This is a genomic window from Vibrio sp. YT-15, from assembly GCF_033337445.1.
In the GTDB taxonomy this organism is placed as follows: Bacteria; Pseudomonadota; Gammaproteobacteria; order Enterobacterales; family Vibrionaceae; genus Vibrio; species Vibrio alginolyticus.
Window position 1 is genome coordinate 348,818 of record NZ_JAWOQR010000004.1, and the last position, 13,059, is coordinate 361,876.

The window sequence follows — 13,059 nt, forward strand, 5'->3', positions numbered from 1 at the left end:
TATATTTTGTGGAGTCTGTCAACTTACACAATTTCCCAACTGTGGGTCATCTCAACACCTTCGCCTAGCATTAAGCAAACCGAGCAGTATTTTTCTAGCGAGTCAGCCGCCACTTTTGCTACGACTTCTGGGTCAAGCTCGTCACCTGACACTTCAAAGTGGATATTCACTTGCGTAAAGATACGCGGTGCGGTTTCACGACGCTCTGTGGTTAGCTTGGCACTAACTGACGAAACCTTTTGGCTTGCTGTTTTCAAACCATCAACAACATCGACAGAGCTACAGCCACCAGCAGCCATTAGTACCATTTCCATTGGGCTTGGTGCGGTTGCACCACCATTGCCATCCATCACTACGGAGTGGCCCGACTGAGATTGCCCAAGGAATTTAAAATCTTCTATCCATTTAACTTCAGCTTGCATGATTTACCTCATTTAGCATCGCTTATTCAAGGCATCGTTGCCCTTACTAGCGGTGTGTTTCTTGTCGATACTTTAGCTCTATCGCATAAAAGGGCAACGGAATTTTCAACATTACTGTAATTTTTTCGCTCGGTTACCTTTCTCTATACGTAACACTTTTTATTTAAGTAACACTTTCTACAAAAATAACGATGAGGTAGCTATGAAGAATATGTCTAAGTTATTGGCCGGTTTCTCCTTCGCACTTCCAGTCTTGTTTCTACTATTGAGTAAAACAGGTACCGCCGATACGATGGATAAGCTGAAGGCTTCAGAGAATACAAGAATCGCAACGCTAGCTGGCGGTTGTTTCTGGTGTACAGAATCGGATTTAGAGCAACTGCCCGGCGTAATCGATGTTGTATCAGGTTATTCAGGTGGTCATATTGAAAACCCGACTTACCGCCAAGTCTCTTCTGGTAAATCTGGTCATATTGAAGTGATTGAGGTGAAGTACGATCCTGCTGTCGTGAACTACGAGCAAGTGCTGGACTACTTCTTCCGTCATATCGACCCTACCGACGATAAAGGTTCATTTGTTGACCGTGGTCCTCAATACCGTCCAGCGATCTTCTACCATAATGCGGAGCAAAAACAGATTGCTAAGCAGTTTATGATGGAAATCGACAAGGCGATGATCTATCCAAAGCCGTTGAAAACAGAGTTGATCGAGTTTGAAAAGTTTTACCCTGCGGAGTCGTACCATCAGGATTACTACAAGAAGAGTAGCCTAAAGTACAAATACTACCGCTACGCATCAGGTCGCGATAAATACCTCGACGAAGTGTTTGGTGAAGATCGAAAAGAAAGCCCTAAAACACTTCGACAGTTGATTGAAGAAAAAAAGCTGCTTTCGAAAGTGAAAGCGTACAGTAAACCTGCTCAGTCTGAAATCAAATCAAACTTAACAGAGCTACAGTATTACGTGACGCAAGAAGAAGGCACGGAGCGTCCGTTTGATAATGAATACTGGGACAACAAAGAAGCGGGAATTTATGTTGATATTGTGACCGGTGAACCGCTATTTTCTTCTACTGATAAATACAAATCTGGCACAGGTTGGCCAAGCTTTACTCGACCAATTAACCCGGGCTACATCGTGGAGAAAACCGATTATAAACTACTCTACCCTAGAACGGAGATCCGCAGTAAGTTTGGTGATTCACACCTAGGTCATGTGTTTAAAGATGGTCCGAAGCCGACGGGATTACGCTATTGCATGAACTCTGCTGCGATGAAATTTGTACCTGTGAACAAGATGGCGAGTTTAGGCTACGGCGACTACCTGTACCTATTTGATAAGTAGTTTTAACCAAATTAGGAGTGAACATTCAGAGCGATGAAAGGTTTTAAATCCAACCTTCCCATGAAAGTCTGTCCGGTCTGTCAGCGCCCATTTTCTTGGAGAAAGAAGTGGGCGCGAAATTGGGAGGAAATCGTTTATTGTTCTGAGCGTTGCCGAAGAAATAAATCAACGAAAACGTAGGTCACTCCGACCCTCTCTGGAGTATGTTATTTCATTTGTATTAACGTTTGTACGCGTTCTCTTACCAAGGTAATAACGTCCCATCATAAGCCCAAAACGCCCCGCTATCTTGCGGGGTTGCTTTTTCTATCAAGCCTAATAAATCCTTAGCAACTCGCTCTGGCGTAAACAACTTTCCCTCTGGGACATTGGTTTGAAAAGGTGCCGACAAAGCGGTATCTGTGGTGCCAGGGTGAAGTGAAAGCACCGTGCCATGTTTGACCACTCTTTGCCATTCGATCGACATGGTTTTTAGGGACATGTTTAATGCGGCTTTCGATGCTCGATAGCTGTACCAACCACCTAACTGATTATCGCTAATGCTGCCAACTTTGGCCGAAATGGTCGCAAACTTGGGTGCAGTACTGCGCTTTAGCTTGGGCGTGAAGTATTTCGCCAACAGCAAACTTGGCAAAGTATTAACCGTGATGGTTTGCTGAAAGAAGTCTGCGTCGAGCGAATTAAGATTCTTTTCAGGGCCTTTCTCTTGGGTGTGCAACATACCAACACAGTTCACCAACCAATCGACGTGTTCAATCTGCTCACTGAACGCTTTTATCTGCTCGTCTTGCGATACATCCACTTGATGCCAAACGACATTTGGGTGTTGCCAATCTGGTTGCTGCTTACGATAAGTGGCATGCACGCGCGCTTGAGGGAACCGAGCTGCGGCTTCTCTCACCACTGCCAAACCAATTCCACCATTGCCACCGACGATGAGTATTTCCATCACAAGTTCTCCACGTTTTCTATGTAGTGCTCTGCGGTATCAAGAATCGCTTGGCGTTGCTGTTCTTCCATGTTGTCCCAAGAGCGGAAAATCATCCCGATTCGTGGATTGGCTGCGAGGCGCTTGTCGTGCTTGTTCATAAAGCGCCAATAAAGGCTGTTAAACGGACACGAGCCTTCTCCGCTCCTCGCCTTATTGTCGTAATGGCAACCTTTACAGTAGTCGCTCATTTTGTTGATGTAAGAACCACTCGCCGCGTAAGGTTTGGTGCCAACAATGCCGCCATCCGCAAACAATGCCATGCCACGTGTGTTCGGCATTTCGACCCATTCAATCGCATCAACATAGATACCGAGATACCACTCATCCACTTGATCTGGGTCGATCTCGGTTAGCAAGCAAAAGTTACCAGTGACCATCAAACGTTGGATGTGGTGTGCGTAGGCATAATCGAGGGACTGCTCAATCGCATTGCGCATACAGGCCATTTTGGTTTCGCCACTCCAAAAGAAGTTTGGCAGCTTTCTTTCTGCGCCCAGCTCGTTCTTTTTCGGGTAATGAGGCATGTTCGCCCAATAGACGCCTCGAATGTACTCTCGCCATCCTAATATTTGGCGAATAAACCCTTCAACTTGAGAAATGTCGATATCTGCGTTGGAGTGAAATGCCTTGAGTGAAGCATCAATGACTTCTCTCGGGTGCAGCAATTTGCTGTTGAGCGAGAATGAAATTCGGCTGTGATACAGGCTCCACTTAGCATCGTGCTGACCTGTCATGGCATCTTGAAAACGTCCGAATAACGGCAAACAGACTTGGCAGAAATGCGCGAGTAAAGAGAGGCTTTGCGCGCGATTGATCGGCCACAACAAGTCTCCTTCGAGATTTCCGATAGTTTTGATGTCATGTTTTGCCAATCGCTCAATAATGTCGCTTACGTCGGTACTGAACATCAAAGGTTGTGGAAGTTGTTCAATGTCTTTGGCTTTGAGCTTGTTACGATTATTGGCATCGTAATTCCATTTTCCGCCGACGGGCTTTCCGTCTTGCATCAAGATGTCGAAGCGCTTGCGCATACGGCGGTAAAAGTGCTCCATCATGATGTGTTTGCCTTGAGGAAACTGCGATTCTATTTCCTCAAACGGCAACAAAAAATGTTCCGAGTCGACACAACGCGTCACGACCCCATCAAGCTTTAGTTTGGCTAACTGCTCCAGAAGACGGTATTCATCCGGGCGTTGATATTCAAACTTACTTGCACCAACTTCACTCGCGTAGTGTTGCAAGACTTGCTCAAGATCGTCGAAGGATTGTGTGTCATCCAACGTGAGGTGCAGAACTTGGTGACCTTCACTCTGACGCTCTTTCGCAAACTGTTCCATTGCGGAAAAGAACGCACACACTTTCTGAATATGATGCGTGACGTAAGTATTCTCTTGCTTGAGCTCCGCAATCAGGTACAGCACTTGCTCATCCGGTTGCTGAAACCAAGAGTGCTCACTGTTAAGTTGATCGCCCAAGATCAATCGTACGGTTTCAAATTGCATTACGGTTTCTCCGATGACGAAGCTTTGTCACTGCTGCCCATCACAATCGGCCAATCGACCATGTCTACACTATCCAAATGCGCGCCAGGACAACGACCTTGCCACCTATCGATGAACTCCATGTGCGGGTCGTACATTTCGGTTTGCTTTTCGAGGTTGAATTGTCGTGAACCACGCGGATCAGCACCAACGCCTGCTAAGTATTGCCAATTTCCCCAGTTTGATGCCACATCGTAATCGACCAGTTGTGACTCAAAGTACGCCGCGCCATAACGCCAATCGAGGCCAAGCTCATGCACCAAACAACTGGCAACTAACTGTCTGCCACGATTCGACATATAACCCGTTTCATTAAGTTGGTGCATACACGCATTGACGATAGGAAATGGCGTTTCACCTTTCTTCCATTGTTGAAAACGGTGCGCGTAAAAGCTGGTGAGTGGTGCTCGATTTTGGATGCCACCGAATCGGAAGAGCTGTCGCTTGTGTCGACGGGCATACCAATAAAAGTATTCACGCCAAAGCAGTTCGAAGTAAATCCAGTAGGTTGAATCATTTGCACCATTCTCCGCTTCATAACGTTTCAACATGGCATAAATAGTTTTCGGAGAAACGCACCCATGAGCTAACCAAGGAGAGAACTTGGTGGAGTAATCCATGCCATCTAAACCGTTGCGTGTTTGTTTGTATTCACTGGCTAGTGTGGAAGCAAAATACTGGCGACAATGTTCAAGCCCGCGGCTTTCTCCACCATGAAACGCAGCTTTTGCGTCAAAGTAATATGCAGTAACGGAAGGAAGATTCACACCTAAAGGAATTGGAGGTAACGAACGGATACTCTCGTGGGGCCGAGAGATGTCTAAACCTTCAACTTGCTTTCTAAACTGCGTGAAAGTGGTAGGCAGATTGCTCAAGTCAAATGGCAGTTGTTCTTCCCTTAACAGGGTCCGGATTGCTTGCTGTTTTATTTTTACATGAGAAGCGCCTTCAGCTACGTGATCTAACGCTTGTTGCTCATCCGAACCGGGAAAGGCGTCAGCATATATATGTGTGACGCCGAAGCGATTAACAGCATACTTGATTGCTTGATCGGGCGTTAGTTCAACCGCCCATAATCGCTGACCAAGGTGATTCAAAGATTGATTGAGTTCACTAAGCGATGAGTCGAGAAACTGCAATTTCGCGCGCCCGAAAGAGGCTTCCTGCGCAAAGTGATGCAAGTAAGGCGTCATTGAAGGGTAGCAATACAAGCAAATTAACTCGTCCATTTCTACACTGGCGCTTTTCAACAGTGGGTTGTCGTGCAATCGCAAGTCGTTCGTGAACCAATAAAGTCCTATTTTCTTTTTCAATTCGCACCCTCAGATGTTAATTCTTCGTCTACGAGTTCTTTTCACGGAGACCCTGACGTTAAGCCTTTTGATTTACTTGCTTTTATACGAAAACGAGAGTTTGACGATCATTAGGTTACTAACGTTTACACAGAATCCATTTGCTGGATATCTCAAAACACGCAATACCACCAAATGCCTGTACATGTTTCATACTGATATTTTATAAAATTCGAATCCAACGGTATTGATCACGATCTTAATCACTCATTTTCTATATAAACCATGCAAAAGTGATAAAAATTAAAGCGACATTAGTTAATATCCGTTAATCTAAGCCCAATCCCATTTTGCTAGTACCATCGCAGAAATGACCGACGAGTTTAAGAAATCAACCGCTAATTTAAAAAAAGCGGTCCCACTGATGATCAAAAACCATGTTGCTGCCACGCCAGCCAACTACGCGCTTTGGTATACCTACGTTGACAAGACCATTCCAGAACTCAACTTTGAGTTAGACACGGTGTTAGAAAACTACGGTATTTGCCCGCCAGCAACCAATAAACAGCTTTACAACAACTATGTGGCCAGCAAAGCAGAAACCAGCCTTGAAGATCTTAGAACCAATGTAGAAGTTCTGCTACATGAAGTATCCAGTTCAATGAGCGATACGATTTCAGATACTTCCTCCTTTTCTGAGATGGTAGACAAAAGCTTTAATAAACTGGAAAAAGTTGAGGACAATAGCCTAAGCATTGAAGAAGTGATGGTGGTGATTCGTCAACTTGTCGCAGAGTCACACGAAATTCGTCACTCAACAAAGTTTTTGAATAGCCAATTGACTAACGCGAGTGAAGAAATTTCTCGCCTCAAAAATCAACTGGCTGAAGTACAGCAAGATGCGTTGTTCGATGGTTTGTCAAACCTATACAACCGCCGAGCATTTGACAAAGATCTCTCTTCACTTATCGCATCAAATCAGGCAATGACCTTGATCATGCTTGATATCGATCATTTCAAATCATTTAACGACAATTACGGGCACCTTTTTGGCGATACAGTGTTAAAAGCCATTGCCCGCCGGCTACAACAAAGCTGTCGAGATGGAATATGTGCGTACCGTTTTGGTGGTGAAGAATTCGCGTTAATTGTACCTAACAAATCTCTGCGAATTGCTCGCCAATATGCAGACACACTACGCCGGATGATAGAAAAACTGCGTATCAGAGATAAGCGCTCAGGCACACAAGTTCACAGCATTACCGCTTCTTTTGGGGTAGCAGAATTTGAGCCGGGTGATACGCCTGAAGCCTTAATCAATAAAGCCGATAAACAGCTTTATGAAGCAAAACAACTCGGTCGTAACCGCGTGATGCCAATTTAAATAAACTGACTAAGCGAAAACGACTTTTACGATGAAAAAGAAAACCCCGCGACGTAAAGTGCGGGGTTTTTATATCCAATCATGAGTATCTTAATCGACGCTGTAGCAGTAACTTAGAATGTAGTCGTCACCATTTTTTGCGGTATATTCTTTATCTTCACTGCATGCCATCGGCTTACCTTTTTTGTCGCCTTTGATTAGACTTATCCAATGGCGCATCGCGGTTGGTGCATTGCCAGTTAGTTCAGGATGAAACGTCGTGCGAGTTTCCAATTGAATATCGTCAATGTCCACTAATTCCACGCAACCAGTGCCTTTATGACAGCCAAACAGCACTTCTACATGATTGCCCGAATCATCTTTAAACAAAATCGACTTTGGATCTTCCTTTTCACCAGTGTACGCCACGAAGTGTTTTGGGCTTTTCAGGCCGCTGTGTGTACCGTCTTTGAAATAAGCCAAAACATGGCGGTAATCAATCACGTAACTTGATACATCTTGGTGCGACCCGTTCTCCAATGAGAACATGCGGTCTAGTAGTTGCTTCGCTTTTACTTGTTTCTCACTCTGCTGCTCAGCACTTACCGCTTCGACGGCAAATACGGCTTCAGCGATAAATGGGCGTTGTTGTTGTTGCATCTCTTTTTTATCGAAGTTCAGCATATTCATCGTCATATCCTCGCACTTAAAAAACTCGTCCTAGAGTAAAAACTTAAATCCTTTATTTAAGTTTCAGGCAATTCTGTGAAGTGGATGGTTAATTTCCTTGCCTGCTCATTATGTAGACTAGCGAAATATTGACTACAATTTCACAACAAAAATTTTACAATGTGAATTTTACAAAATGTCTGTGTCAAAAAGCCTTATTCGTCAGTCTCATTTTCTTGGTACGAAAATTCGTAACCTAAGAAAAAACAACCATTTAACGATGGAAGATTTATCTGCCCGTTGTGTAAGAATTAATCCAGAGTACGCTCCGTCGGTTTCTTACCTTTCGATGATTGAGCGCGGAAAACGCGTACCGAGTATCGATATGCTCGAAGTGATCGCGGAAGTTTTTCAAAAAGATCCGGCGTGGTTTTTAGATGATGAACCCGAATTAGAAGCCATCACACCCAACAAAGGAAATCGTGGCGGGATTAGTGGCATGGCGTTGGAACCGAGCTTCCTGTTTTCCAATGATATTCTTCAAATCGCGATACCAGAAATGCTCTCCCAAACAGGTATCACGGGGCGTCAATTCGCCCACTTACTGATCCGCGCACACCAAGAAAACCACCAAAACCATTTCCCAGACTTAGAACGGGCAGCGGAAGAAGTGGGCTTAAAGCGGCTGAATCTATCTGTAGAAGATCTCGTAGACATTGCAAAGAGTATGGGATTGGATATCCGCTGGGTAGATCGAGCGCCACAAGATGTGATTGATGAACTGGGCGTCAGCGCCAAACAGTTGATTACGTCTTTCATGGAGCCACCTGGGACTATTTATCTCAATAAACGAATGCGTGACTATCCAACCCGATTGAAGTATGACTTGGCGGTATATATTGGTCATCGAGTGCTCCATAGCAGCGATGCAATGAATAACGTTTTATCTATCGGGCATCAAAACAATTGGGAGCAAATGGACAGCCCTGTGTCGAACTCTGAGCTCAATTCGCAAGATATCCTGCAAGCTTGGCGTGATTTTGAGTCCAGCTTCTTTGCCGGTGCCCTACTCTGCCCCAAAGTACCCTTTCGTCAGTTGCTTGACCGTTCTGGTTACGAGATTGATGTTCACAAAAAGGCCGGCGTTTCTCCTTCCGTTGCAATGCGTCGCATGACGGTGGTCTCGCCTTACCCTCATTGGCACTATTTTGATGCCTATGGCCCTGGCAAGTTAAAAGCCGTGTATCGCGGAAATGGTATTCCATTGCCTTGGGGCAACATGCGCAAAGTGAACGACCCTTGCCAGCACTGGGCCGTATTCCGACGCCTTTCCCAGCCTTTGGATACAAGTTCAGCGCAAATTTCGATTTTAAATGTTGGTGACGAGCCACGTATCTACTGCTGCGAATCGGTCAACGTATTTGATCCTGCGGGAAATAATCGCGTGCTATGTGCCGGTATTGATCTTAACCCTGCTATTTCTGCACAAGGTGGCGATGCCGTTTCCATAGCGGAAGAACTTAAGTCCCTTTGTGTCGCTTCCGGCGGAAGTAGTGTTATTCCTCCCCACATCAAAAAAGACTTAACGACTATCGCTAAGATATTAAACATCAACTGGATAGAGCGCGGGATTCAAACCCAAGCAAGGTTGATCTGCTCCAGAGGGGCGGTTTGTCCAAGACAACCTAGTTGTTACAGCAAGTGCGGAGAAGCTGATGAGACGGGCAGCGACGTGAATATCATCGGGCTTTAGAAAGAAAAAACGCCAATCACAATAAACGTGATTGGCGGTATATACTTGTGAACAATTTGTATTCACTAACAACGTCAGTTGGCTAGGTGACCCTCGGCTTAATAAGGGTCACTCTAAGCAATGCACGATGCGTGCCAACTTTAAAAAAGCCGTTTTTTAGTAGATCCAGATGCATATCGTTGCTTTATTAACCATTAATTTCGCAAACTGCATTTGCAAAATGCAACATCATGCAAATATGCCACTGAATGCACTGCTAATAACGACTCTCTCAGCAAAGTGTCTGTGAACATATGAAGTCACATATTCTTGCACCTCAATGATGATGAGATTTCGGGCTCCCAACTTTACCATTCCTCTAACCCCTTATTGAAACTGGGTTCAGGCTCATCCGCCATGCTTTTGTTGATACATTCTCTCATCGGCTATTTTCATCATTTGCTCAGGAGATGACATTTGCGGGTCAAATATCGCGTACCCAATACTGGCTTTCAAATAGATAAGCGTTTCATCGTAAATGACGGGCGTAGAGCATAGCGCTAATCGAAGTTTTTGTAGAAGAGACTGAACATTTTCTTCCGTTCCTGGGTGATGAACTACAACTAAGAACTCATCACCGCCCATTCTGGCCACGATGTCTGATTTACGCAGAGAGCTTTTTACCCTTTCAGCCGTAGCGATTAAAACTTTGTCACCTGCGTCGTGACCATAGGTGTCGTTAATGTGTTTAAACCTATCTAGGTCAATATTAATTAAGGCGAAGCTATAACGCTTTTTATAACGTTTCGCTATTTCAAACTGCTGCTTGTAAAACTTCATAAAATAGCGACGGTTTGGTAAACGCGTGAGTTCATCGTGTAAAGCTCTGTCATCTGCAATGGTATACAGTCGATAAATGGCGAACAGCGCGAGGCTAAGTGCGAATATAATGGGATAGCCGATTACTCTAGCTAAATGCAACTGATGCCAAGAGATTTGGCGATCAGCTTTGCCTCCAGAGAAAACCACCATACTCCACCCACCATAAGGAAAATGAACCATCTCTTTTGCATATACCATGCTATTTACACTTTGCGCGCCAAAGAAAGCATCACCAAATGAGCCACCGCTATCGTAACCACGGATCATTAAAGGGTAACGATACGAGAAATCAATTACGCCGGTTTCTCTCATCAGAGCATCGAAATCAATCACCGCACTGATCACTCCCCAGTAGTCCTGATTCATTGGAGGATCAAGAAAAACAGGCACACGCACGATCAAACCTCGGCCACCTTGGATCAATGTAACGGGCCCTGCGATGAAAATTTCTTGTACATCCTTGGCTTTTTGCACCTGTACCCACTGCTGTGGCACTGCGCGGTAATCAAGGCCGATTAGGCGCTCATTACCTTGGCGTGGAAATACATGACTAATTACATCATTTTTCGCGATACCGATGATTGTAATATGTTTACTTTTATTTAGGATTCGGTGAGCGGCGATACTCAATTCTTCTTCTTGATTTTTAGGAAGTAACGTAATGAGTGTCGCTAAAGTACTGGCTTTGTAGATATCCGCCATAAGTACCGCTTCCAAATTGGAACGGAGAATGGAAAGTTGTTCTTTGGCCTCAACTTGAACTCGCTCTTTGTGAAGCTCTTGCTGGTTTCGATTTAACAGCTCGATAACCCCAATACACAAAGCGAAAAAGGTGAGGAAGAACAATGCAAAATAGCATCGCTTTCTGGGTAAATAACGCATTTTCTCCCCACAACTCGTATACAACTACGAGATTTTTTATTTATTGTTAAAATTCTTATTATCACAAGAATAACCAATCATAATCAGAAAGGTAACAGTGATTGACAACTTTTATGTTTTAGGTGTGAGATGATGCATCAACAAGGCGATTTATTTGGCGGCGATCTATGGCAAGAAGTAGAAAGAGGAAAACTTTATTATGATCCTCATTTTCTTAGCCATCTTGAGGCGGATAATTACTTTGACCAACTTCGAAAGACACTGCCATGGCACCAAGAACACATTACTATGTTCGGCAAGTCAGTACTTCAACCTCGCTTACAAGCGTGGCACGGTGATGCAGCATATACTTACTCAGGCTTAACCATGCAGCCTCACCCTTGGACTCCTGAGTTAACTCAGCTGAAAGTGCGTTGTGAATCAGTTGCTGATGTCACTTTTAATTCTGTTCTCGCTAACTTATATCGACACGGTCAAGACTCAATGGGCTGGCACCAAGATAATGAACCAGAGTTAGGTAGAAACCCTGTTATCGCATCTTTGAACTTAGGTGAAACACGTCGATTTTTGCTTAGAAATTTACATTGTAAAACTGAGATTGAATATGAGCTTTCTCACGGCTCCTTACTGATTATGGCTGGCGAGCTACAGCATCACTGGAAGCACTGCGTACCAAAAACCGCGAAAACCAAAGATGAACGTATCAACCTGACTTTTAGGCAAATTTTTAACTATTGACTCAGCTTTTACATTCTCAATTAATATTGATGGTAGGTTTAGGCTCAGGACTTCATAGGGAATGGATTTATGCGTATTAAACCTCTTAGCTTAGCGGTCTTACTCTCTTGCTCACTTACCTTTGCTGCTCAGGCATCACAGGAAGAGGTACCGCTTCTCGATAATACTCAATCAGCGCAGTTGATTCGTAGTACCTACGAACAGGAACTGTTCACTTTCCCGGCGTTTAAAGAGGGCCATTTTGGCTTACGCATGTACCGCCAAACATTAGATGAGAAATATCACGCTGCCATTTGGACCGACATGGCACAAGTAGCCAGCCGGTTAAACCAATTTGCTAATGAAGTTGTTGAACCAGAAGACATCATTCTCTATTCATCTCAAAGGCTGACCACGTATCAAGAGAAAGAAACCGAACGAGGGCAGCGACGCTATACCGTGACTAAACACCATCCTGAGTACCTTTATCTTGGTGTGGATTTGCTTGGCGCAATGGCAAGAGCAAACGAATACGGCCTAAAGCATAAACAAGACAAAACGCTGAGAAAAATTATTAGGCGCTACGATTTCTCGCGTTACGTTACGGACAAAGAGATGATAGAAGCATGGGCAGCTCAGCTTGCAAACCAAGTCTACTGGCTTCGTCAGTTAGGAGAGCAAGATGTGGTCGAGGAATTCACTCAAACCTTCCGTGACACCTACCCCGACGATAAAGATAAGATGCTTTCAGCTCAGCAGTATTGGAACAAACTCTATGGTATGACGCACATCATCTTTGCCGATTCACAGTATTATCAGGAGCGAGTAAGCGAGAAGAAACACCAATGGATTTATGATTACTTTCGCAACAATATCGACACTATCCTACTGCGCGCCAAAGAAGACGTGATTGCGGAAGTCGGCATTTCGTTTTTGTTAGCAGGCTTGGACCATGATCCGGTCGTAAAGAAAACCCGCCAAGCCATTCGTCACGCAATCAACGCAGAAAAAGGGATGATTCCGTCGGTCGACGGTAACTTTGATCTCAAGTACGGCGAACACCGTAACGTACTAGCCATCATGCTGCTCGATTGGAAAGGGGTACATAAAGCGCCAACTTATCAAGAGCACCCAGAGGCTTTTAAATCGATACCTTACGGCTTAATGCCCAAGCCTTAGAAATAACAAAACCCGCCATTTAGGCGGGTTTTTAGTGTGTATCT

Annotated in this window: 12 protein-coding genes; 6 read left to right on the plus strand and 6 right to left on the minus strand. The window is 44.5% G+C overall.

Features of this window, described 5'->3' with window-relative positions:
- Nucleotides 1-23 precede the first annotated feature (23 nt).
- On the minus strand, nucleotides 24-422 hold the full coding sequence (locus tag R7D93_RS10760; RefSeq protein WP_206954838.1) for an OsmC family protein: 399 nt from the start codon (nucleotides 420-422) through the stop codon (nucleotides 24-26).
- Between the two features lie 202 nt (nucleotides 423-624).
- Between R7D93_RS10760 and msrB the strand changes: the two genes are divergently transcribed.
- Together msrB and R7D93_RS10770 are read left to right on the plus strand one after the other, a co-directional pair.
- Nucleotides 625-1,767 carry a peptide-methionine (R)-S-oxide reductase MsrB gene (gene msrB, locus R7D93_RS10765; protein ID WP_005374134.1) on the plus strand — a complete coding sequence of 381 codons (1,143 nt, stop codon included), beginning with the start codon at nucleotides 625-627 and terminating at the stop codon, nucleotides 1,765-1,767.
- 33 nt (nucleotides 1,768-1,800) lie between these two features.
- On the plus strand, nucleotides 1,801-1,947 hold the full coding sequence (locus R7D93_RS10770) for a DUF2256 domain-containing protein (protein ID WP_005374142.1): 147 nt from the start codon (nucleotides 1,801-1,803) through the stop codon (nucleotides 1,945-1,947).
- 61 nt (nucleotides 1,948-2,008) lie between these two features.
- On the opposite strand, the gene R7D93_RS10775 is transcribed toward R7D93_RS10770, so the two are convergent.
- From R7D93_RS10775 to R7D93_RS10785, 3 genes are read right to left on the minus strand one after another with little or no spacing between them, the layout of a single operon-like run.
- Nucleotides 2,009-2,716 carry an SDR family oxidoreductase gene (locus tag R7D93_RS10775; protein WP_225496522.1) on the minus strand — a complete coding sequence of 236 codons (708 nt, stop codon included), beginning with the start codon at nucleotides 2,714-2,716 and terminating at the stop codon, nucleotides 2,009-2,011.
- Nucleotides 2,716-4,260, minus strand: a complete 1,545-nt coding sequence (locus R7D93_RS10780) for a cryptochrome/photolyase family protein (RefSeq protein ID WP_225496524.1) — start codon at nucleotides 4,258-4,260, stop codon at nucleotides 2,716-2,718. The genes R7D93_RS10775 and R7D93_RS10780 overlap by 1 nt, the downstream gene beginning before the upstream one ends.
- The gene (locus R7D93_RS10785) at nucleotides 4,260-5,612 is read right to left on the minus strand and encodes a DASH family cryptochrome (RefSeq protein ID WP_225496526.1); all 1,353 of its coding nucleotides are present in this window, start codon (nucleotides 5,610-5,612) and stop codon (nucleotides 4,260-4,262) included. The genes R7D93_RS10780 and R7D93_RS10785 overlap by 1 nt, the downstream gene beginning before the upstream one ends.
- 349 nt (nucleotides 5,613-5,961) lie before the next feature.
- Here R7D93_RS10785 and R7D93_RS10790 point away from each other — a divergent pair, with 349 nt between their 5' ends.
- Complete coding sequence (locus R7D93_RS10790; protein ID WP_005374150.1) at nucleotides 5,962-6,975, plus strand: GGDEF domain-containing protein; 1,014 nt, start codon at nucleotides 5,962-5,964, stop codon at nucleotides 6,973-6,975.
- A 90-nt stretch (nucleotides 6,976-7,065) separates the two neighbouring features.
- Here the strand turns inward: R7D93_RS10790 and R7D93_RS10795 are convergent, their stop codons facing one another.
- Nucleotides 7,066-7,644, minus strand: coding sequence for a hypothetical protein (locus R7D93_RS10795; protein WP_170890228.1), 579 nt, complete (start codon nucleotides 7,642-7,644; stop codon nucleotides 7,066-7,068).
- A 175-nt stretch (nucleotides 7,645-7,819) separates the two neighbouring features.
- Here R7D93_RS10795 and R7D93_RS10800 point away from each other — a divergent pair, with 175 nt between their 5' ends.
- The gene (locus R7D93_RS10800) at nucleotides 7,820-9,376 is read left to right on the plus strand and encodes a DUF3612 domain-containing protein (protein ID WP_080773721.1); all 1,557 of its coding nucleotides are present in this window, start codon (nucleotides 7,820-7,822) and stop codon (nucleotides 9,374-9,376) included.
- 387 nt (nucleotides 9,377-9,763) lie between these two features.
- Here the strand turns inward: R7D93_RS10800 and R7D93_RS10805 are convergent, their stop codons facing one another.
- On the minus strand, nucleotides 9,764-11,119 hold the full coding sequence (locus R7D93_RS10805) for a diguanylate cyclase (protein WP_225496528.1): 1,356 nt from the start codon (nucleotides 11,117-11,119) through the stop codon (nucleotides 9,764-9,766).
- 132 nt (nucleotides 11,120-11,251) lie between these two features.
- Here R7D93_RS10805 and R7D93_RS10810 point away from each other — a divergent pair, with 132 nt between their 5' ends.
- A complete protein-coding gene (locus R7D93_RS10810; protein WP_005374161.1) occupies nucleotides 11,252-11,857 on the plus strand; it encodes an alpha-ketoglutarate-dependent dioxygenase AlkB family protein in 606 nt (201 codons plus the stop codon).
- A 69-nt stretch (nucleotides 11,858-11,926) separates the two neighbouring features.
- Entirely contained in the window at nucleotides 11,927-13,015 is a 1,089-nt protein-coding gene (locus R7D93_RS10815) for a DUF3541 domain-containing protein (protein WP_005384167.1), read from the plus strand.
- Nucleotides 13,016-13,059: the final 44 nt, after the last annotated feature.